Genomic DNA, 17,716 nt, shown 5'->3' on the forward strand with positions numbered 1-17,716 from the left:
TACCCAACGAGGTGTGCCGGACCGACGCATGCGCGTCTGCCCGAGATTTGCCCCAGCACCGAGGGAGGAACAGAAATGAACAGAAACGAAGCAATAGGCATTTCTCCGTTCCAAGCCGCCGGATCTTTGCAGGGGTTCGTCATTTCCGGGCGTTGGCCTGACACCACCCAGGAGTGGGCGCAGCTTCTCGCCTTGGCTGTCCGAGTGGCCTCGATGCCGGGTTTGTTGCCGACGACGACGGTCTTCGGGGTTCGTGAGGACGTTCCCGAGGACCCCCAGCCGGGCACTGTCGGTCTGGTGGTTGCCGAAGGTCCGGTGCTGGGCGATTTTGCCCTGACACCCGGCCGTTTCTCCGATCACCAGCCACCGGCCCTGATCATGCTGCACCCGCCGTCGGAAACCACGTCCAGCCTGCCGGAATGCGAGGGCAGCGCGTCGGGGTGCGTACTGCTGCCCGGTCTTCCCTACCTGGGCCTGGAGCATCGTGCGGCCTGGGTGGAGGCAGAGCCGGACGGCACAGTCGTCTCCATGATCAGCCGTGTCGGCATCGATCCGATCAGCGATCCCGACACCGCTGTTTTGGCCATGCTCCTCGCCTCGTGACGGCCCCGGTAAGCGATAAGTTCGGACTCCCAAACTTGCTGCGCGCTTTGCCAATTCGTTTCAACCGCGCTAACGTGGGTAGCAACGAAGGGGAGTAGCCCCCAATCGCCTGTGTCGACATACTGGTTCGACGCGCTCCGTCATGTGCGGATCGCGAAGCACCCGGCCTGGCGAACCGAAGGTCCTGTGGCCTCGGTGGGCGAGACCTTCGGCCGGACAAGCGCACCCACTGCGCTTGCCCAGGCCGGAGGCTCGCATTTTTCCTCCGACCTACACCGACCGGAGGAGTAAATCTTGCTTGCCGCAATACTTTTGAGTTTCGGCGTCATTTTCGTCGCAGAACTCGGCGACAAGTCGCAACTGATGGCAATGACGTTTGCCTTGCGCTATCGCTGGTGGGTCGTCCTCGGCGGAATCACCGTCGCCACCACCCTTGTTCACCTCGTCTCGGTCGCCGTCGGCCACTACGTCGGCGTCGCACTTCCGACGGCGGCAATATCGATCGTCGGCGGTATCGCGTTCCTGATCTTCGGTCTGTGGACCTTGCGCGGTGACGATCTCACCGACGACGAGCAGAACAAAGCCGGTCGCGTCACGCGGTCCGCCTTCATCGCCGTCGCATCGGCGTTCTTCCTGGCCGAACTCGGCGACAAGACCATGCTCGCCACCATCACGCTCGCCACCGACAACGACTGGATCGGCATCTGGATCGGATCGACTGTCGGCATGGTGGCGGCAGACGCTCTGGCCATCATCGTCGGCTCGGTACTGGGCAAGCACCTTCCGGAGGGATTCATCAAGATCGGTGCCGCGGTGCTGTTCTTCGTCTTCGGTGTCTGGCTGCTGCTCGAGGGCATCTTCCCGGACTCGTCGGCCGGCGTCATCGGCGGCGGAGTTGTACTCGCAGTGTCCGTGGTGGGTGCGCTGGCCCGGATGATCTGGAAGCGCACCCACCCGAAGCCGCCTTCAGAGCTTGGCTCTGATCTCCTCGGCGATCGGTTGGAACTGCTCGAGGAACGTCAAGGCCCAACCGAATGAGGCGACGCCCTCGTAGTCGAACGAGTACACCTGATCATTCTTGACGGCGCGCAAACGCTGGAAGATGGTGTCGCCAGCCAACTTCTCGTCGATAGGGCCCTTGCCGCTGTTGGTGATGATGACGTCGGCCTCGTCGAGTAGCTCCAACTGCTCCTTCGGGAACCACTCGTTGCTGCCGGCAGGAATTGCGAGCGAGCGGTCGTTGAACTGGAACCCGGCCTCGCTGATCACCGTCGTCTGATACTTCGTGGGCGAATACAGCGAGAAGCCACTCTCCTCGAAGTACGTGGTGTAGACGACCTTCACCTTGCTCAGCACATCAGCGTTGTCGCTGCGAAACTTGGCGATCCGCGCCTCGTACCGGTCTGCCAACTCCTGAACCTTCGCGCTCTGGTTGAGCGCGTCCGCGACCCCGAGGGCACGCTCCTTCCATGCGTACTGCCCGTCTTCGGCAAAAACTGCGGTCGGTGCGATCGACCGGATCTGCTCGTAAAGATCCGGGTTGTTCTGCGACAGCAGGTTGGTCATCACGATCAAGTCGGGAGACAAAGCCGCTATCGCCTCGGCGTTCGGCTCGTACCAGCGCCCCACCTTCGGGAGAGACCGCAGAGCAGACGCATAGGGTTCCGGGACGCCATCGGCGTTCTCGTAGTCCACCGGCAGTCCGACGGGTGTGAATCCGGCGTCGAACATCGCGGGACCCGTGTAGTAATCGGCGCTGACCACCCGTTGCGGGTTGGCGGGCACTTCCACCTGCCCGAGAGCGGTATTGATGGTGCGCATCGACCCTTCGGCAGACTCGCTGGTGCTGGTTCCGCAGGCCGTGAGCAATCCGATTCCGGCCAACGCGCCGGCCCCGAGGAAACCGCGACGGGTAAGCGCGGCCGTAATGCGTGTGAACTCTGCGTCGGTGTCGAGAGTCGGCAAGAGAAGTGATGTCATGGGCTTCCTGACGGTCAATCGAATTAGGGTCACCTAAAATTACTCTCACCTGCGTCGTTGCGGTGAAGTTTGTTGGCCAAGAGGTGTCTCTTTCGCGCCAGAATTCAACTGGTAATACCACTTGACCTCTTACTAGTAAGCGCTTAAGGTCGGTACATGTTCCAACCCGTTGCACGTACCTCGGCCTCCGGCGCAGTCTTCGACCAGATTTCCGTGAAGGTGCTGGCCGGAGAGCTGGCTGCCGGCGAGGCACTACCCAGCGAGCGCAAACTCGCCGAGGCATTCGGTGTCTCCAGGCCCGCGGTTCGAGAGGCGATCCAGAAGCTCGCCCAGGCCGGGCTCGTCGAGGTCCGCCAGGGCGAATCCACGTCGGTGCGCGATTTTCGACGCCAGGCCGGACCAGAACTTCTCCCCCAACTGCTGGTTCGCGATGGCGTCCCCGACCTGACGGTGGTACGCAGCGTCCTGGAAACTCGCGAGTTGATGGGACCGCAGATCGCGGTGCTGGCGGCTCGTCGCATCTCCGCAGAATCTGCCCAGGACCTCGACGCAGCCGTGGACCATCTAGGCGCCACCGAAGATCCGGTCGAGTTGCAAAGCCGCGCACTGGCGTTCTGGGACGTCGTCGTCGACAGCGCAGATTCCATAGCCTTCCGCTTGATCTTCAACAGCCTTCGCGCTGCATACGAGCCAGCCATGACGGCACTTGCCTCCGTCATGGTGGCCGAAGTCGGCCAAACAGATCTGTATCGAAAACTGGCCTCCGCCATCACTTCACACGACGAGCCCGCCGCCGAGACCCTGGCAGCAACGCTGCTCCACACCGGTACGACGGCAATCGGCGACGCTCTCACCTTCCTGGAAGGACTGAAACCATGAGCAAGCCTCTTACCCTGGCCGATGCCGCACGGACGTTTCGTAGGTCACCGACGCCGTGGATGATCGGCACCATGCTGCTGGCCGCGGCGGCGACGCGCATTGCCTTGGGCGACTGGCAGATCACCGACGCACTTGTTCCGCTCGTGATGATCGCCGCATTCCCGTTCGTGGAGTGGATCATTCACGTCTTCGTTCTCCATTGGAAGCCGCGGACCATTGGCGGCGTCACACTCGATTCACGGCTGGCGCGAAGCCATCGGGAACACCACTTCGCGCCGCGAACCGTCTCACTCATCTTCATCCCGTGGCAGACGCTCCTGATCGTGATTCCCGTTCTGACAGCCGTCGCCCTCCTGGCGTTTCCTCGCGTCGAACTCGGCCTGACATTCCTGACCTGCATTTCCGTGCTCGGTCTCGGTTACGAGTGGACGCATTTCCTCATCCACAGTGACTACAAGCCGAAAACTGCTCTCTACCGGTCGGTTTGGCGCAATCACCGCAACCACCACTTCAAGAACGAGCACTACTGGTTCACCGTCACCACCGCGGGAACTGCCGATCGCGCGCTGGGCACCTACCCCGATCCCAAATCCGTCGAGACATCCCCGACGGCGAAGAACCTGCACGGCACCACGTCAAAGCTGTGAATGAACGCCGGTTCCTGGCCCCCAGCTGGCAATGAACTTGAACTTGACTGTGTATCAGTAATTTTCGTTGTAACTCACCAGAGCCGTGCTTAGTGTCGGTGGAGTCAGAAGTTCGAAAAACGCTGTAACCGAAGGACACACCACATGTTCAACGATGTATTCAACAACGTAATCCACCCGATGGTCACGAACTTCCAGCAGTTGGGCCCCCAGCAGTTCATTCCGCAGCAGTTCATCCCTCAGGGCGTGTTCCAGCAGGCACCGCAGGCGGCCGAGCAGGCAGTGACGATCTTCGGTAGCTGATACCGCAATCCACAGATAGCGCCACTCAGGGGTCGTCCGTCCAATATGCTGGACGGACGACCTGAGTGCCTCCGCCTGACAAGGATCCCCATGACCGCGAACACCCCCGTCCACGCTTTCACCGACGACGCCCTGGGCGACCTCGACGCTACTGGCGTCGCCGCCCGGATCGAATCGGGTGAGGTGACCGCACGGGAAGTCATGGAGGCGTCGATCGCCCGCGCCGAGGCCGTGCAGGGGCAATTGAACGGTCTGGCCTGCACTGATTTCGATCGTGCCCTCGCGAGGAGCAACCGGCCTGCCAAGGGCGTCTTTGCCGGTGTCCCCACCGCGATCAAGGACAACACCGACAGCGCCGGCCTTCCCACCCAGCAGGGCAGTACCGCCTTCACCGCGATCCCCGCCAAAGCCGACAGCGATTTCGCGAAGCAGTTCCTCTCCACCGGGGCCATTTCGATCGGCAAGACTCGACTACCCGAGTTCGGATTCAGTGCGTCCACCGAATACATGACGGAAGAACCCGTCCACAACCCGTGGAATCCGGCGTACTCGCCGGGCGCTTCCTCGGGTGGCGCAGCCGCGCTTGTTGCTGCCGGCGTACTCCCGATCGCGCACGCCAACGACGGCGGTGGATCGATTCGCATTCCCGCCGCTGCCTGCGGACTGGTCGGACTCAAACCCACTCGCGGTCGCACCGTCGCCGACCCCGCCGACAAGTCGATGCCGATCCGGTTGATCGCTCAGGGCGCCGTTACTCGCACTGTTCGCGACACCGCACGATGGATGTCTGCGGCTGAGAACTACTACCGCAATCCGCGACTCGCACCGGTTCGCCTGATCGAAGGACCCAGCTCAACACGATTGCGCGTCGGCGTGATAGCTGATTCCGTAACCGTCACCAAGACGGACGACGAGACGCGCAAGTCCGTCGAAGCTACGGCCGAACTCCTTGCAAGCCTTGGCCATCATGTCGAGGACGCGGCATTGCCCGTCGGCCCCGAATTCATCGACGACTTCAGCATCTACTGGGGATTCCTGTCGTTTGCCATCTCCACCGGTGGCAAACAAATGCTCGGGCCCGACTTCGACAAGTCCGGCACCGACAATCTCACCAAGGGCCTCTACGCGCTGTACCGGAAGAACCTGGTGAAGACGCCGCGCGTGCTCTACCGTCTTCGACGGCTCCAGCAGCAGTACAGCGCCATGTTCTTGAAGTACGACGTCGTGCTCTCGCCGGCTCTGGGACACACCACCCCTGAACTCGGATATCTCTCTCCCGCTCAGCCTTTCGAGGAACTCTTCGACAAGTTGATCGCGTACACGTCGTTCACGCCGCTGAACAACATCTCCGGCGGTCCCGCGATTTCGCTACCGATGCACCAGACCAGCAATGGTTTGCCGTTGGCTTCGCATTTCTCCGCTGATCTCGGCGACGAGCGCACGCTCCTCGAATTGGCCTTCGAACTGGAAGAGGCTCAGCCCTGGAGACGAATCCAGGACTGAGCCCCACCCGATAAAGACTGTCAGTCGCGCGGCAACCCGAGCATGCGCTCACCGATCACGTTGAGCTGCACCTCGGTTGTGCCACCGTAGATGGTGGTGGCCCGGCCCGAAATGAGCTGCTCCATCGCCTTGTCGCTGGGCTGACCTGGGATGCTGACCGCTCCGGCAGCACCCAGTTCAGCGACGACGAACTCGGCGATCGACTGGCTGATCTTCATCGCCAACAGCTTGCCGACGCTCGACGTAGTACTCACGTCGATTCCCGAAAGTTGCTTGAGCACAACGCGGGAACCGATGAGATCGATCGCCTGACTCTCCGCAACCAGCTCGCCGACACGGTAGCGGCCGATCGGGCTCAGGTCTGCCGACTTCGCGAACTTCAGCAGATCGGAGTCCGAGGCGTACGCCTCCATCTTCTGGCTGAGCGCGACGCGCTCGCCGGCCAGCGTCGTCCGGGCGACGTTCCAACCGTCGTTGACCTCACCGACCACGTTCTCGTCGGGGATGAACACGTCGTCGAGGAACACCTCGTTGAACAGCGCCGAGCCCGTCATCTCACGCAGCGGGCGGACGGTGATGCCCGGTGTCGACATATCGAGCACGAAGTAGGTGATGCCCCGATGCTTCGGCTTGGTGGCGTCCGTGCGGGCGATCAGCATTGCCCAGTCGGAGAACTGAGCAACCGTGGTCCAGATCTTCTGACCGGTGATCTTCCAACCGCCGTCGACCTTTTCGGCCTTCGTGGACAAGGACGCAAGGTCGGAACCAGCACCGGGCTCGCTGAAGAGCTGGCACCACACCAGCTCACCCTGCAGGGTGGGCACGGCCAGCTCTTGCTTCTGCTTGTCCGAACCATGTGCCACGACGGCCTGCACTGCCCAGGTTCCCATCAGAAGCTGCGGCATCGAGATACCGGCAGCCTTGATCTCCTGGGAGATGACGATCTGCTCGAGCGGAGCGGCACTGCGTCCGTACGGCTTCGGCAGGTGCGGCTGAACCCACCCTCCGTCGCCGAGTGCAATGAGTTGGTCGTCCTCGTCGAGATCGACCAACTTGGCCAGCTCAGCCGCGATGTCGCCGCGGATCTCCTCCGCCTCGGGCGGAAGTTCGAGAACCGAAGCCCGGCTGATACCGTCAAGTGCCTGCTGCGCAACACGATTGGCACGATCCTCGCGGGTGCCGAGAATGCCGCGGATCGAGAGCGCGCGGCGGTAGTACAGGTGTGCGTCGTGCTCCCACGTGAAGCCGATGCCGCCGTGAACCTGCACGCAGTCCTGCGCTACCTGCACTGCGGCGTCCGGCACGATGACTGCTGCGATGTCGGCGGCAAAATCTGCCGTGTCGTCGCCCTTGTCCAATGCACTTGCCGCATCCCACACAACGGCGCGTGCCTGCTCGAGCGCAATGCCCATCTGCGCGCACTTGTGCTTGACGCCCTGGAACTGGCCGATGGGTCGCCCGAACTGCACACGTGTCTTGGCGTACTCCGACGCGGTGGAGACGCACCAGGACATGACACCGACGTCTTCGGCGCCGAGAACGACTGCGGCAATGGACCGTACCCGCGCCTCGGTGAGACCGTCGAGTATCCGTTCGGCGCTGATCTGCGCTCCGCCGGCTTCGATCCGCGCACTACCGCGCAGCACGTCGATGCTGTCCTGAACGGTGATCGCGACTGCGCTGCTCTCGAGCACCGCGTAGCGAACGCCCTCGGGCAACTGGACCGGGACCAGCAGCACGTCGGCATGTTCACCGCCGAGCACACCGTCGAGTGCGCCCGTGACCGTGTACCCACTGTCCGACGACTCGGCCGCCAACGGTGCACCCAAGGCAACTGCTGCCGTCCGGCTTCCGTCGATCAGGCCGGGCAGGAACTCGAGTCCCGCCTTGGAATCGGCGGCACCGAGAACGGCGCTTGCCAATACCGTCGGGACAAATGGGCCGGGAGAGACTGTGCGGCCCAGCGCTTCCAGTGCCACGGCCAAGGTCAGCAGACCGGCGCCGTGGCCACCCTGCTCTTCCGGAACCGCGAGCCCGAGAAGGTCTTGCCCGACGAGTGCCGTCCAGAACTGGGGGAACTTGTCCTCGGTCCGCGACTCCACGGCCGCGCGCACCTGCTCGGTGGTGATGGTGCGCTCGGCGAAGGAGCGTACCGAATCTGCAAGCGCGGTGTGCTCCTCACTCAGCCCGAGGCCGAGTTCGTATCCGTTGCGTGCCATGCGCTTACAGACGTTCTGCGAGGTCGGCGGTGGTCCAGGGACCCTCGCTCTCGATGGTGTTCACGCCGTGCCAACCGGCGAGTTCCGTGATGGCCCCACCCTGAACGGCGTACACCTTGCCGGTGAGCTTGCAGTCCGCGGCCGCGAGATACGCCACGAGCGGCGAGATGTTGGACGGCGCAAACGCGTCGAACTCCCCCTCGGGGACCTCGGCCGCGAACAGCGCACCCATACCGGGTGTCGCCAGCGTCAGTCGAGTACGCGCGATCGGCGCAATTGCGTTGACGCGCACGCCGTATCGATCGAGCTCGTCTGCGGCCACCAAAGTCAGGGCCGCGATGCCCGCCTTGGCGGCGCCGTAGTTGCCCTGACCCGCATTCGGCATGAAGGTACCCGAAGCCGAGGCGGTGTTGATGACCGAAGCATTGACGGTCACCCCTGCCTTGCTCTGGTCCTTCCAGTACGCGGCAGCGTGGTGCAACGTCGCTGCGTGCCCCTTGAGGTGCACGGCAATGACTGAGTCCCATTGGCTCTCGTCCATGCCGGCAATGAAGGCGTCACGAAGAATGCCGGCGTTGTTGACCAGGACGTCGAGTCGGCCGAACTCACTGACGGCCTGCTTGACGAGGCCCTCGGCGCCGTCCCAGGTGGCGATGTTGTCGGTGTTGGCGACGGCTTTGCCGCCTGCAGCGACGATCTCGTCGACTACCTGCTGCGCGGGGCCGGCGTCTGCACCGGAACCGTCGTTTGCTCCGCCGAGATCGTTGACCACGACGCTCGCACCCTCACGAGCGAAGAGCAGCGCATGCTCACGGCCGATGCCGCGTCCTGCTCCGGTGATGATCGCTACGCGACCGTCGAGACTTCCCATCAGTTCAGATTCCCATCAGTTCAGTTGTCGGACATGAAGACTCATTTGTCGGTGATGACAGCAAGGCCGTCCTTGATGACGAGGTCACCGACCGCGCTGGTTTCGTACGAGTACGACGTGGCTCCGTCTGCCGAACCCGACTTGTAGAACACCGTCTCGATGTCCTGGGTCGGGAGTACGGGCTTCGCGAATCGCACTGCGAGACGGCGCAACCGCTCGGTCTCGCCGCCGGCCAGTTCGGTCAGGGCTCCCCACGACGTGAACGCCATCGTGCACAGTCCGTGGTTGATAATTCCGGGGAGACCGGACATGCGAGCGATCTCTTCGTCGAGGTGGATCGGCATCGGATCGCCGGACGCCGGCGAGTACCGGAACGTCTGGTCCTCGTCGATGTGCTGATTGACCACCGCTGCCGGACTACCAGCACGAAGAGCGTCGTCGAATCGGTGTTCGGGAGCCTTCTCACCCAAGCCGGGGCCCGCGTCGACCTTGCGGAAGAACGCCGTCATCCACTGCTCGTTGACCAATTCGCCCTTGTCGGTTTTGGTTTCGACGTAGATGACGACCGTGGAACCGTTGTCGCGACCCTCGAAACCGATGGGCTTGGCGCGAGCGACCAGATGGTCACCGGGGTAGATCGGACGGTGGAACAGGAAATCCTGCTCACCGTGAACGAGCTTCATCAGCAGTTCCACCGGTGCCACCGACAGGGCAGCCGGTGCCATCGACATGAAGACGGGTACCACCGCGAAGACCGGCGGAGCGATCTCGCCCTTCAGATGTCGCTCGATGGGATCGTTGGTGGCAGCGGCATATTCGGCGATACGCTCGGCTGTCACCTCGAAGTGCTCCGGATCGGTCCATACATCCAGTCCGGAAGTATCGAATTCGACCGCGTTGGTCTTCGGTGTCGTCATCGAGCGTTATCCGACCAGCTCGGCGAACTTCGCCAGCGAAGCCTCGAGGTCAGCCTTGGCGTTCTTGGCGACTGCCTTGCCGATCGGCCCGACGATCATGGTGCCCTTGAAGCTGGCGTCGACGGTTGCCTTCGAGCCTGCACCGTCGGCCTCGACCGAGAGGATGAATTCGACGGTGACACCGGCCATTCCGGTTCCGGCGATCTTGACCATCTTCGGAACCTCGACCTCTTCGACGGTCCATTCGATCTTGTTGGCCATACCCATCACGGAGACGACCTCGGTGAACTTGGCGCCCAACGCAACCTCGGTGGGGAGTTCACTCTTCCAGCCCTGGTGAATGGTGAGCCACTCTTCCCAGCGAGACAGGTCGGAGAGCGCATCCCAGGTCTTCTCGGGGGACGCGGGCAGTACGGCGGAGACGGAAACGGAAGCCATGATGAAACTCCTAGTGGGTAGCTAGCTGGTTGAGGGTGTGATTCAGCGTGCGTAGGGCTTGTATGCGGTCACGACGACTGCGCCGCCGAGGCCGATGTTGTGCTGGAGTGCAACCTTCGCGCCGTCGACCTGACGCTTGTCGGCGGTACCGCGGAGCTGCCAGGTGAGTTCGGCGCACTGTGCGAGGCCCGTTGCTCCGAGGGGGTGGCCCTTCGAGATGAGGCCGCCGGACGGGTTGACCACCCAGCGTCCGCCGTAGGTGGTGTCGTCGGCGTCGACGAGCTTGCCGCCGTCACCTTCGGCGCATAGTCCGAGCGCCTCGTAGGTCAGCAACTCGTTGGTGGAGAAGCAGTCGTGGAGTTCGATGACGTCGACGTCGTCGGCGGTGATCCCGGCCTGTGCATATACCTTCTCGGCGGCCTTACGGGTCATGTCGGCGCCGACGAGGCTGATGGCGCTCTTGTCCTCGAAAGTGCTGTTCATGTCGGTGACCATGGCCTGTCCGACGATCTCGATCGCCTGAGCAGCGAGGCCGTGCTTCTCGACAAATGCTTCGCTGGCGATGATCGCCGCGCCGGATCCGTCCGAGGTAGGCGAGCACTGGAGCTTGGTGAGCGGCCCGTGGATCTGGCGTGCTTCGAGGATCTGCTCGAGGGTGTACTCGTCCTGGAACTGCGCGTACGGGTTGTTGAGCGAGTGCTTGTGGTTCTTGACGGCGATCTTCGCGAACTGCTCGGCAGTGGTTCCGAAGCGTTCCATGTGCTCGACGCCGGCCGCGCCGAACATGTACGGAGCGGGCGGCATCGCGAACTCCTGCAGCTCGGCGAGAGCGAGGAGGTGCCGCATGAGTGGCTGTTCGCGGTCGTCGTAGGTGGATCCGAGCGACCCGGACTGCATCTTCTCGAAGCCCAGCGCCAATGCGCAGTCGGCCTGACCGCTCTTGACTGCCTGCGTGGCGAGGTAGAGAGCGGTCGATCCCGTCGAACAGTTGTTGTTGACGTTGACGATGGGGATGCCTGTCAGACCCAGCTCGTAGACAGCCCGCTGACCTGCGGTGGACTCGCCGTAGACGTAGCCGACGTACGCCTGCTCGACCTCGGAGTAGTCGATACCTGCGTCTTCGAGCGCCTTGGTACCCGACTCGCGTGCCATGTCGGGGTAGTCCCACTCGCGGGATCCCGGCTTCTCGAATTTCGTCATGCCGACGCCGACGACAAAAACCCTGTTACTCATTGCCACTCCTGAAGAGAACGGTATCTGTGTGTGACACGCTGTCCCACCAAAGTATGTGAGACATCTTGTCCAGTCAATGGCGGGGTGAGTATCGTTCGATTTATGACAAAAACAGCCGAGTCGGCGCAGCCCGACGGGCGCAGCACTCGCTGGAACGATCACAAGGAGCAGCGCAAAGCGCGGATCCTCGACGCAGCACTCGATGCAGTCAACGAAGGTGGCGCCGACGTCGGCGTCCAACAAATCGCCGAGCGCGCCGACGTCCCCCGTTCCGTTGTCTACCGGATCTTCAAGGATCGAGCCGACCTCGACGAGCAGCTGCGAGTCCGCATCCTCGAGATGATGATGACCGACCTGACCCCCACCCTCACGCCGCAAGGCACCGTCGGCGAGGCCATCTCGCGGGCCGTCGACACATACCTTCGCTGGATTGTGAAATACCCACGACTGCATCACTTTTTGGGCAAGGGATCCCCGAGCACCCGAGCCACCGGTTCAAAAGTGGTGACCGGAACGAAGACAGCCATCGCCGTCCAGTTGGGAAACCTGTTGGACGCGATCCTCGCCAGCCGCGGCAAACCGTCGAAGATGGCGGAGCCCTTGGCTTTCGGCGTGATCGGCTTGGTCGACGTCAGCGTCAACCGTTGGCTCAGCCAACCGGGTTCCGATGTGACCAGCGGAGAATTGGCCGAGTTCCTCGAACGCTCCATCTGGCAGGTCCTCGACGGCAATCTCCGGAGCATCGGCGTCGACATAACTCTGTCGACTCCGATCGCCGACCTGTGACAGTCACCGAACTACCCTGGACACTCGACGGACGGGGACTTCGACTTGTCCACGTCCCATTACCTGTCTTGCACGCATTGGGTGACGATGACGCCACTCTCGCAATGGAACTCGCCCCCGAAATCCTGACCCCCTATCTCCTCGGCGAAGAATGCCAGGGCTTATGGCGCTACCGGAGCAAGCAGACAGCAGAGAACCAGCACGACAGCGCTTGGATCACCCGCATCGCCGTTGATACGCGGACCTCGACGCCGGTGGGGTTGGCCGGATTTCATGGCCGCCCCGACGCGCGCGGGATGGTCGAGATAGGATATCGCATCGACCCGGCGTTTCGACGACAGGGCTACGCACGAACCGCCCTCGAAATACTGCTCGACGTCGCGAGTCGCGAATCCGAAGTACACATCGTTCGCGCGACCATCAGCCCGGACAATACCGCATCTCGAAACCTGATCAGCCAGTGCGATTTTTGCGAAGTCGGTGAGCAGTGGGACGAAGAGGACGGTCTGGAAACCATCTTCGAAGTCAGTGCCTCTCGATCTGCCGAGGCCGCCAGCGATTGATCACACCGAATACCGACAAGGTAAGAATGTCGGGAGTCAACCGCACGGCAACATCACGCACCGCCGCCAGCAGGCGACTCGCCGGCATCACGACGGTCGACATCTGTCGCGAAATCCATTGAACAGCTAGAACTCTACGACGCCGAGCCTTTGTATAGCCAGCGAGATCGTCCGCATAGGCAGCAAGAGTAACGGCGTCCTCGATCGCCAAAGCCGCACCTAGCCCGAGGTGAGGGCGCATGGCGTGAGCGGCGTCGCCAATCAACGCAACTTTGCCGCGTGTCAACAACTTCGGGGTCCGAATCTCGAGCAACTCGTTCTCGATGATGCGAGCCGGATCAGCGTTCGCGACCAGTTGCGACACCGGTTCGGGCCAGTCGGCAAAATGCGCGAGACTCTCGACGCCGCGTTGCGCACCCGCGAAGGCGTAGGTGCGGTTGCCCGCCAACGGGAGAATCCCGAACTCCCCTCGAACCCCCCACACCTGTCCGACAAAATCCGGCGGTGGGCCATCGACGATCCAGCGCCAAGCTGACACTCCGGTATGTACCACGGTTCCCTCGCCTGGCCAGATCTGCTGTCGCACAACACTGTGCACACCGTCCGCGGCAACGACAAGGTCGTATCGAGCGGTATCACCGTCGGTGACAATCTCGCCGCGGCCGTGATCTCCGCAGCCCACACCCGTCACCCTGGTTCCGGTGCGTAGACACTCGGCGGGGAGGGCGCGAACCAACACCTCGATCAGATCGGCGCGGTGGATTGTCACCAGATCGCGTCCGCCGGCGAGGTCACCAATTCTGCGCGTCACCAGATTTTGCCCGCGCAGATTCCTGATCGCGCCCGAGCTGTACGGAAGGGAGTTAGCCCTGACCTGTTCGCCTACACCGATTTCGTCCAACGCTGCCAGCGCGTTGGGAAACAGCACGACGGCGGCGCCCACCTCCGTGAACTCGGCCGCACGCTCGTACACGGTGACATCCCAGCCTGCTTTGCGGAGCGCGATGGCAGCCGTCAGCCCGCCAATTCCCCCGCCGACGATTCCAGCGCATTGTCCTTCCGGCACGGGTCAGATCCTCTCCGGAACCGTGACAGCCGTCAACCCGCTGGTGTTGTCGGTCCAGTGAATGGCTCGATCCTCCAGCATTACCGGTGTCCACAACCTGTATGTCTTCACCTGATGGTGATGACGACACAGGCATTGGAGGTTGCTCGCAATGGTCCACCCACCACGTTTCGGATCGGATGGATCAAATTCGGTGACGTGGTCGAGTTGGCACCTGTTCGCGGGCACCGAACAGCCAGGGAATCGGCAGTGCCCGTCGACAGCCCGTACCAATGCGGCCAGTGCCGCTCCCGGAGCGTAGGTCAGCGCACCGGGAGGTGGATCGGGTTGGGCGCCATGCCCATCCGATCTTCGAACTATGTCCGGTGCGTTCGCCACCTTCAGTTGCATTGCCCGAATCCGATCGCCGCAGCCGTTCGGTTCGCGGCCCGGGCGATCATGCCGGGTGACAGGCGGAAGGACAGCCGCAGCATGTTGCCGGCGCGGTCGATTCCCGGCGGCCTGGGCGCGGAGATCTACGAACAATGCCTGCCAGGTGGAATCAGTAGCAAGCTCGCGAGCAAAATCAGGATCGATCGGTCCGTACCCGTCGATGCTCGCGGGATCTGACGTCAATCCGAGGAGCGTCGCCAGATCACACACGATGTGCAGCAACGGCTTCCGTCGTGAGGATGTAGTTGGTTGGGCTGCCGTGGATGCAGCCTCGCACGTTTGACTGCCACACTGGCAACGTAGCCCGTTCTCGCCGTGCAGGAGAGCGACCAGCGCGTCAGCCCGGCGCGTCGAGGCATTTCGTGGATCGTGGTTGCAGACGCTTCCGGCGGCATCGTTGATCAGGCCGAGGGCCTCGACGGCCTCGCTGGCACTGAGTGTTGCCTGCAACTGAGCGAGTCCGTGACGGTCGGCACGCGTGCGAACATCGCGGTGTTCCAGCATCTTCCGGCGACGTTCGGCAGCAGCATCCGGATCGTAGGCAAAGAGCTGACGTTCGATGTCGCGCTCGAGTTGCCCGGGAGGAAGACGGTGCGCCGAGGCAAGTACCCGGCGCTCGAGCGCTGAGATAGCCTCGGGGTCGACCCCGGTGAGTCCGTCGACAATCTTGCGCACACGCACATAGTCCAGCTCGCCGGCAGCGAAGGCGGCCTTGGTGAGCGGAAGGAACTCCCGTAGGGCATCACCGATCTCGATGTGGACTTCGGCAGTACGACGCGAGCACGTGAGCATGACCGCGATCTCGTTGCATGCGATCCGCCACGCCTTGTCGACATCACCGGACGCGTCGAGTTCGGTGATGAATCTCGACTCCGACAACATGGATGCGCCGAGCACCTTCTGCGCGGCAAGCATGTTCTCACTCTGCGCCGTTGCAAAGAGCATGTCCGGCAGCACGAGTGGGTCGAAGACAGGACGGCCGTCATCGACGGATGTCCCCACACCGGTCGTCAATCCATCATCGAACATACATTCGACACTAGGCCTGCCCACCGACAAGAAAGCTAGAGTGCCGGTTTGTATCCCTTACCCTGCATCCACGCCAGCACGTCCAACACCCTGATGACCGGGATGGATTCGTCGAGACCTGCACGTGTACGTAGGTCGAGGAGTCGACTCTGCAACTCGCCTTCCCGCATGGCTGCGCGAACCGGCTCCAAGTGGGCCGACTTCGTTCCCAACTCTCGACCGATGACGTCGTCGTAGATCGGATAGAACCTCGGACGCTTGCGGGCGATGAGCTTGGACGCCATGGTTCGCCCGACGCCGTGAATCTCTCGAAGCGCCGTCTCCAAACGCCACACCGGAGATTCCGGGGTGAAGGGGCCGGGTTCGTTCGAGAGATCGCGATCTGGTCCGACGTCGGCCAGAAGGCGGTTCAATTCGGCGTTGTTTTCGCCGAGAAGGAAGAAGGCTCCCTGCGCCGGAACCTGAACCGACAGAAGCGTCACCGCAACAAGGTCTTCCGCGGTGAAGATGTTTGCATCACGCTCGCGATTGCCACTGGGATCCCAGGAATCCCACAGCGCGCCGGTTCGCAGATAACCCGTCTTGCGGAGCGGTCGCGTGAAGTATTCCTCCAACACGTCGAGCGCGCCGGAATCGTCCCCGTCACGCAGCACACGTGGGAGGCGGATGGGCAACTGATCAACCATGGTTGAGCGACCTTTCCAATACGTACTTGGCAAATCCAGAGTTGTGATACTGCCGGAATGGGCCCTTGCCCTTGGCAACAAGATGCTCCGCGAGTGGACGAACCGTCGTCACGTCGACGGGCAGTCGAGCAAACTGCTCCAACGCATCCGAGTCCTCGAGACTGCAGTCGATCACGGTCCCGTCGCCGTCGGCCGACGCCAATTCCGTGCGTCTGATGGCGACCAGATCGTGCTTGGCATCGAGTTCTTCGATGCTGCAGCCGGTTCGCGATTCCAGTGCCGAACTGGACACGTACACGGACATGACGTGCTCGATCGGCTTACCGCCGACCAGATGGCACTCGACGCTCAGAATCTCCATCGGACCGATATTGAGAGTGAACAAGCGATGGCGCTCCGCCGATCGATTTGTCGACGGCAGGCAACTGATCGTCCACTGTTCGATCTCGACGTCGGCCGGCGCGTCGAACGCGTAGGAGAGAACCTCGGCAATCAGCTCGGCAAGATCTTCGAAGAGCGGGTCGCGCTGCAACCGCTCGAAATTCTCGACAGAAGCGGCGGGACGCACAGGCGCCTTGCTCACGCAGGTCCCCTCTCGTCCGGTGCTTTGCTCTCAGACCTCGCGTCCAAGGTACCCAGCCCTGCGCGGGTCTCGCGCGTTCGCCCTCACATACACCCTCGCGTTATGGTTCTCGACACGTACCACCGCCTTACCGATCGCTAACTCGAGGAGCACACGAAGTGGAAATCAAGGGAACCGCAGCACTGGTCACCGGAGCGGCATCAGGCCTCGGCGCCGCAACAGCCAAGCGCCTCGCCGACGCCGGCGCTACCGTCTTCGGCCTGGATCTGCCCGCGTCGATCGAGCGCGCAGGCGACAATGTCCCCGCCGGCGTCACCCTCATCCCCACCGACGTGACCAGCGGCGAAGAGGTCGAAGCAGCGATCAACCAGATCGTCGAGTCGGGCTCCCCGCTGCGCATCGTCGTCAACTGTGCCGGTGTCGGCTGGGCCGGACGCATCCTGTCCAAGAAGGGTCCGCACGACCTCGAGCTGTTCCGCACGGTCATCACCGTCAACCTGCTCGGCACCTTCAACATCATGCGCTTGGCCGCCGACGCAATCGCCAAGACCGAGGCCGTCGACGAGTCGGGCCAGCGCGGCGTCGTCATCAACACCGCGTCCGTTGCCGCCTTCGAAGGTCAGATCGGCCAGATCGCGTACTCCGCCTCCAAGGGCGGCGTGCACGGCATGACGGTTCCGGCTGCCCGCGACCTCGCGCAGTTCGGCATCCGCGTCAACACGATCGCTCCCGGCATCATCGACACCCCGATGCTCGCAGGCGTCACCGACGAGTACCGCAAGGGCCTCGAAGCCGGCGTTCCGTTCCCGTCGCGTCTGGGCCAGCCGTCCGAGTACGCGCAGCTCGCGCAGATGATCGTCGAGCACGACTACCTCAACGGCGAGACCATCCGCATGGACGGCGCACTGCGCATGGCGCCGCGCTAACTTCCCTGCTGTGCGCCTTTATTAACCGCCCGCGGTTAATAAAGGCGCACAG

General features: G+C 62.8%; 19 protein-coding genes. 9 read left to right on the forward strand and 10 right to left on the reverse strand.

From position 1 onward, the window contains the following. Positions 1 to 75: 75 nt before the first annotated feature. Positions 76 to 603: a peptidase gene (locus tag ACFWAD_RS01855; protein ID WP_230816072.1), complete on the forward strand. Its 528-nt coding sequence runs from the start codon at positions 76 to 78 to the stop codon at positions 601 to 603. A gap of 294 nt (positions 604 to 897) precedes the next feature. Then, the gene (locus ACFWAD_RS01860) at positions 898 to 1,641 is read left to right on the forward strand and encodes a TMEM165/GDT1 family protein (RefSeq protein ID WP_378540896.1); all 744 of its coding nucleotides are present in this window, start codon (positions 898 to 900) and stop codon (positions 1,639 to 1,641) included. Here ACFWAD_RS01860 and ACFWAD_RS01865 read toward each other — a convergent pair. Continuing rightward, positions 1,570 to 2,583: an ABC transporter substrate-binding protein gene (locus ACFWAD_RS01865; protein ID WP_378540898.1), complete on the reverse strand. Its 1,014-nt coding sequence runs from the start codon at positions 2,581 to 2,583 to the stop codon at positions 1,570 to 1,572. The two genes, ACFWAD_RS01860 and ACFWAD_RS01865, sit on opposite strands and share 72 nt — an antisense overlap. A 156-nt stretch (positions 2,584 to 2,739) precedes the next feature. Between ACFWAD_RS01865 and ACFWAD_RS01870 the strand changes: the two genes are divergently transcribed. From ACFWAD_RS01870 to ACFWAD_RS01885, 4 genes are all read left to right on the forward strand, one after another. Beyond that, positions 2,740 to 3,462, forward strand: a complete 723-nt coding sequence (locus ACFWAD_RS01870) for a FadR/GntR family transcriptional regulator (RefSeq protein WP_378536446.1) — start codon at positions 2,740 to 2,742, stop codon at positions 3,460 to 3,462. Then, the gene (locus ACFWAD_RS01875) at positions 3,459 to 4,109 is read left to right on the forward strand and encodes a sterol desaturase family protein (RefSeq protein ID WP_378540901.1); all 651 of its coding nucleotides are present in this window, start codon (positions 3,459 to 3,461) and stop codon (positions 4,107 to 4,109) included. Before ACFWAD_RS01870 ends, ACFWAD_RS01875 begins: the two co-directional genes overlap by 4 nt. Before the next feature lie 144 nt (positions 4,110 to 4,253). Further along, entirely contained in the window at positions 4,254 to 4,412 is a 159-nt protein-coding gene (locus ACFWAD_RS01880; RefSeq protein WP_003944172.1) for a hypothetical protein, read from the forward strand. Between the two features lie 90 nt (positions 4,413 to 4,502). Next, entirely contained in the window at positions 4,503 to 5,915 is a 1,413-nt protein-coding gene (locus ACFWAD_RS01885) for an amidase (RefSeq protein WP_378540904.1), read from the forward strand. A 20-nt stretch (positions 5,916 to 5,935) separates the two neighbouring features. Here the strand turns inward: ACFWAD_RS01885 and ACFWAD_RS01890 are convergent, their stop codons facing one another. From ACFWAD_RS01890 to ACFWAD_RS01910, 5 genes are read right to left on the reverse strand one after another with little or no spacing between them, the layout of a single operon-like run. Further along, on the reverse strand, positions 5,936 to 8,134 hold the full coding sequence (locus tag ACFWAD_RS01890) for an acyl-CoA dehydrogenase (protein WP_378540907.1): 2,199 nt from the start codon (positions 8,132 to 8,134) through the stop codon (positions 5,936 to 5,938). 4 nt (positions 8,135 to 8,138) lie between these two features. Then, on the reverse strand, positions 8,139 to 9,005 hold the full coding sequence (locus ACFWAD_RS01895) for an SDR family oxidoreductase (RefSeq protein WP_378540910.1): 867 nt from the start codon (positions 9,003 to 9,005) through the stop codon (positions 8,139 to 8,141). 41 nt (positions 9,006 to 9,046) lie between these two features. After that, the gene (locus ACFWAD_RS01900) at positions 9,047 to 9,922 is read right to left on the reverse strand and encodes a MaoC/PaaZ C-terminal domain-containing protein (protein ID WP_378536437.1); all 876 of its coding nucleotides are present in this window, start codon (positions 9,920 to 9,922) and stop codon (positions 9,047 to 9,049) included. Between the two features lie 6 nt (positions 9,923 to 9,928). Beyond that, the gene (locus ACFWAD_RS01905; protein WP_030535858.1) at positions 9,929 to 10,360 is read right to left on the reverse strand and encodes an SRPBCC family protein; all 432 of its coding nucleotides are present in this window, start codon (positions 10,358 to 10,360) and stop codon (positions 9,929 to 9,931) included. Between the two features lie 42 nt (positions 10,361 to 10,402). Beyond that, a complete protein-coding gene (locus ACFWAD_RS01910) occupies positions 10,403 to 11,593 on the reverse strand; it encodes a lipid-transfer protein (RefSeq protein WP_230816081.1) in 1,191 nt (396 codons plus the stop codon). A gap of 102 nt (positions 11,594 to 11,695) precedes the next feature. Between ACFWAD_RS01910 and ACFWAD_RS01915 the strand changes: the two genes are divergently transcribed. Both ACFWAD_RS01915 and ACFWAD_RS01920 read left to right on the forward strand, forming a co-directional pair. Next, positions 11,696 to 12,379 carry a TetR/AcrR family transcriptional regulator gene (locus tag ACFWAD_RS01915; protein WP_378540914.1) on the forward strand — a complete coding sequence of 228 codons (684 nt, stop codon included), beginning with the start codon at positions 11,696 to 11,698 and terminating at the stop codon, positions 12,377 to 12,379. Between the two features lie 104 nt (positions 12,380 to 12,483). Further along, positions 12,484 to 12,942 carry a GNAT family N-acetyltransferase gene (locus tag ACFWAD_RS01920; RefSeq protein ID WP_378540916.1) on the forward strand — a complete coding sequence of 153 codons (459 nt, stop codon included), beginning with the start codon at positions 12,484 to 12,486 and terminating at the stop codon, positions 12,940 to 12,942. On the opposite strand, the gene ACFWAD_RS01925 is transcribed toward ACFWAD_RS01920, so the two are convergent. The 4 genes from ACFWAD_RS01925 to ACFWAD_RS01940 are packed head-to-tail and all read right to left on the reverse strand — an operon-like array spanning position 12,905 to position 16,738. Continuing rightward, a complete protein-coding gene (locus ACFWAD_RS01925) occupies positions 12,905 to 14,008 on the reverse strand; it encodes an FAD-dependent monooxygenase (protein ID WP_378540919.1) in 1,104 nt (367 codons plus the stop codon). The genes ACFWAD_RS01920 and ACFWAD_RS01925 overlap by 38 nt on opposite strands. 3 nt (positions 14,009 to 14,011) lie before the next feature. Continuing rightward, complete coding sequence (locus ACFWAD_RS01930) at positions 14,012 to 15,469, reverse strand: DUF222 domain-containing protein (RefSeq protein WP_378540922.1); 1,458 nt, start codon at positions 15,467 to 15,469, stop codon at positions 14,012 to 14,014. Positions 15,470 to 15,504: 35 nt separating this feature from the next. Then, positions 15,505 to 16,155 (reverse strand): DUF6308 family protein, encoded by a 651-nt coding sequence (locus tag ACFWAD_RS01935; RefSeq protein WP_378540925.1) that lies wholly within the window; start codon positions 16,153 to 16,155, stop codon positions 15,505 to 15,507. After that, positions 16,148 to 16,738, reverse strand: coding sequence for a hypothetical protein (locus ACFWAD_RS01940; RefSeq protein ID WP_378540928.1), 591 nt, complete (start codon positions 16,736 to 16,738; stop codon positions 16,148 to 16,150). Before ACFWAD_RS01940 ends, ACFWAD_RS01935 begins: the two co-directional genes overlap by 8 nt. Positions 16,739 to 16,896: 158 nt before the next feature. On the opposite strand from ACFWAD_RS01940, the gene ACFWAD_RS01945 reads away from it, so the two are divergent. Beyond that, positions 16,897 to 17,664 carry an SDR family NAD(P)-dependent oxidoreductase gene (locus tag ACFWAD_RS01945; RefSeq protein ID WP_378540930.1) on the forward strand — a complete coding sequence of 256 codons (768 nt, stop codon included), beginning with the start codon at positions 16,897 to 16,899 and terminating at the stop codon, positions 17,662 to 17,664. The last annotated feature ends 52 nt before the right edge of the window (positions 17,665 to 17,716 follow it).

It is taken from the genome of Rhodococcus sp. NPDC059969 (assembly GCF_042738325.1).
GTDB lineage: Bacteria > Actinomycetota > Actinomycetes > Mycobacteriales > Mycobacteriaceae > Rhodococcus_F.

Coding starts and splice junctions, on each gene's coding strand:
- ACFWAD_RS01855 (WP_230816072.1), top strand. CDS start 76: ATGAACAGAAACGAAGCAATAGGCATTTCTCCGTTCCAAGCCGCCGGA.
- ACFWAD_RS01865 (WP_378540898.1), bottom strand. CDS start 2,583: ATGACATCACTTCTCTTGCCGACTCTCGACACCGACGCAGAGTTCACA.
- ACFWAD_RS01870 (WP_378536446.1), top strand. CDS start 2,740: ATGTTCCAACCCGTTGCACGTACCTCGGCCTCCGGCGCAGTCTTCGAC.
- ACFWAD_RS01875 (WP_378540901.1), top strand. CDS start 3,459: ATGAGCAAGCCTCTTACCCTGGCCGATGCCGCACGGACGTTTCGTAGG.
- ACFWAD_RS01880 (WP_003944172.1), top strand. CDS start 4,254: ATGTTCAACGATGTATTCAACAACGTAATCCACCCGATGGTCACGAAC.
- ACFWAD_RS01885 (WP_378540904.1), top strand. CDS start 4,503: ATGACCGCGAACACCCCCGTCCACGCTTTCACCGACGACGCCCTGGGC.
- ACFWAD_RS01890 (WP_378540907.1), bottom strand. CDS start 8,134: ATGGCACGCAACGGATACGAACTCGGCCTCGGGCTGAGTGAGGAGCAC.
- ACFWAD_RS01895 (WP_378540910.1), bottom strand. CDS start 9,005: ATGGGAAGTCTCGACGGTCGCGTAGCGATCATCACCGGAGCAGGACGC.
- ACFWAD_RS01900 (WP_378536437.1), bottom strand. CDS start 9,922: ATGACGACACCGAAGACCAACGCGGTCGAATTCGATACTTCCGGACTG.
- ACFWAD_RS01905 (WP_030535858.1), bottom strand. CDS start 10,360: ATGGCTTCCGTTTCCGTCTCCGCCGTACTGCCCGCGTCCCCCGAGAAG.
- ACFWAD_RS01910 (WP_230816081.1), bottom strand. CDS start 11,593: ATGAGTAACAGGGTTTTTGTCGTCGGCGTCGGCATGACGAAATTCGAG.
- ACFWAD_RS01915 (WP_378540914.1), top strand. CDS start 11,696: ATGACAAAAACAGCCGAGTCGGCGCAGCCCGACGGGCGCAGCACTCGC.
- ACFWAD_RS01920 (WP_378540916.1), top strand. CDS start 12,484: ATGGAACTCGCCCCCGAAATCCTGACCCCCTATCTCCTCGGCGAAGAA.
- ACFWAD_RS01930 (WP_378540922.1), bottom strand. CDS start 15,469: ATGTTCGATGATGGATTGACGACCGGTGTGGGGACATCCGTCGATGAC.
- ACFWAD_RS01935 (WP_378540925.1), bottom strand. CDS start 16,155: ATGGTTGATCAGTTGCCCATCCGCCTCCCACGTGTGCTGCGTGACGGG.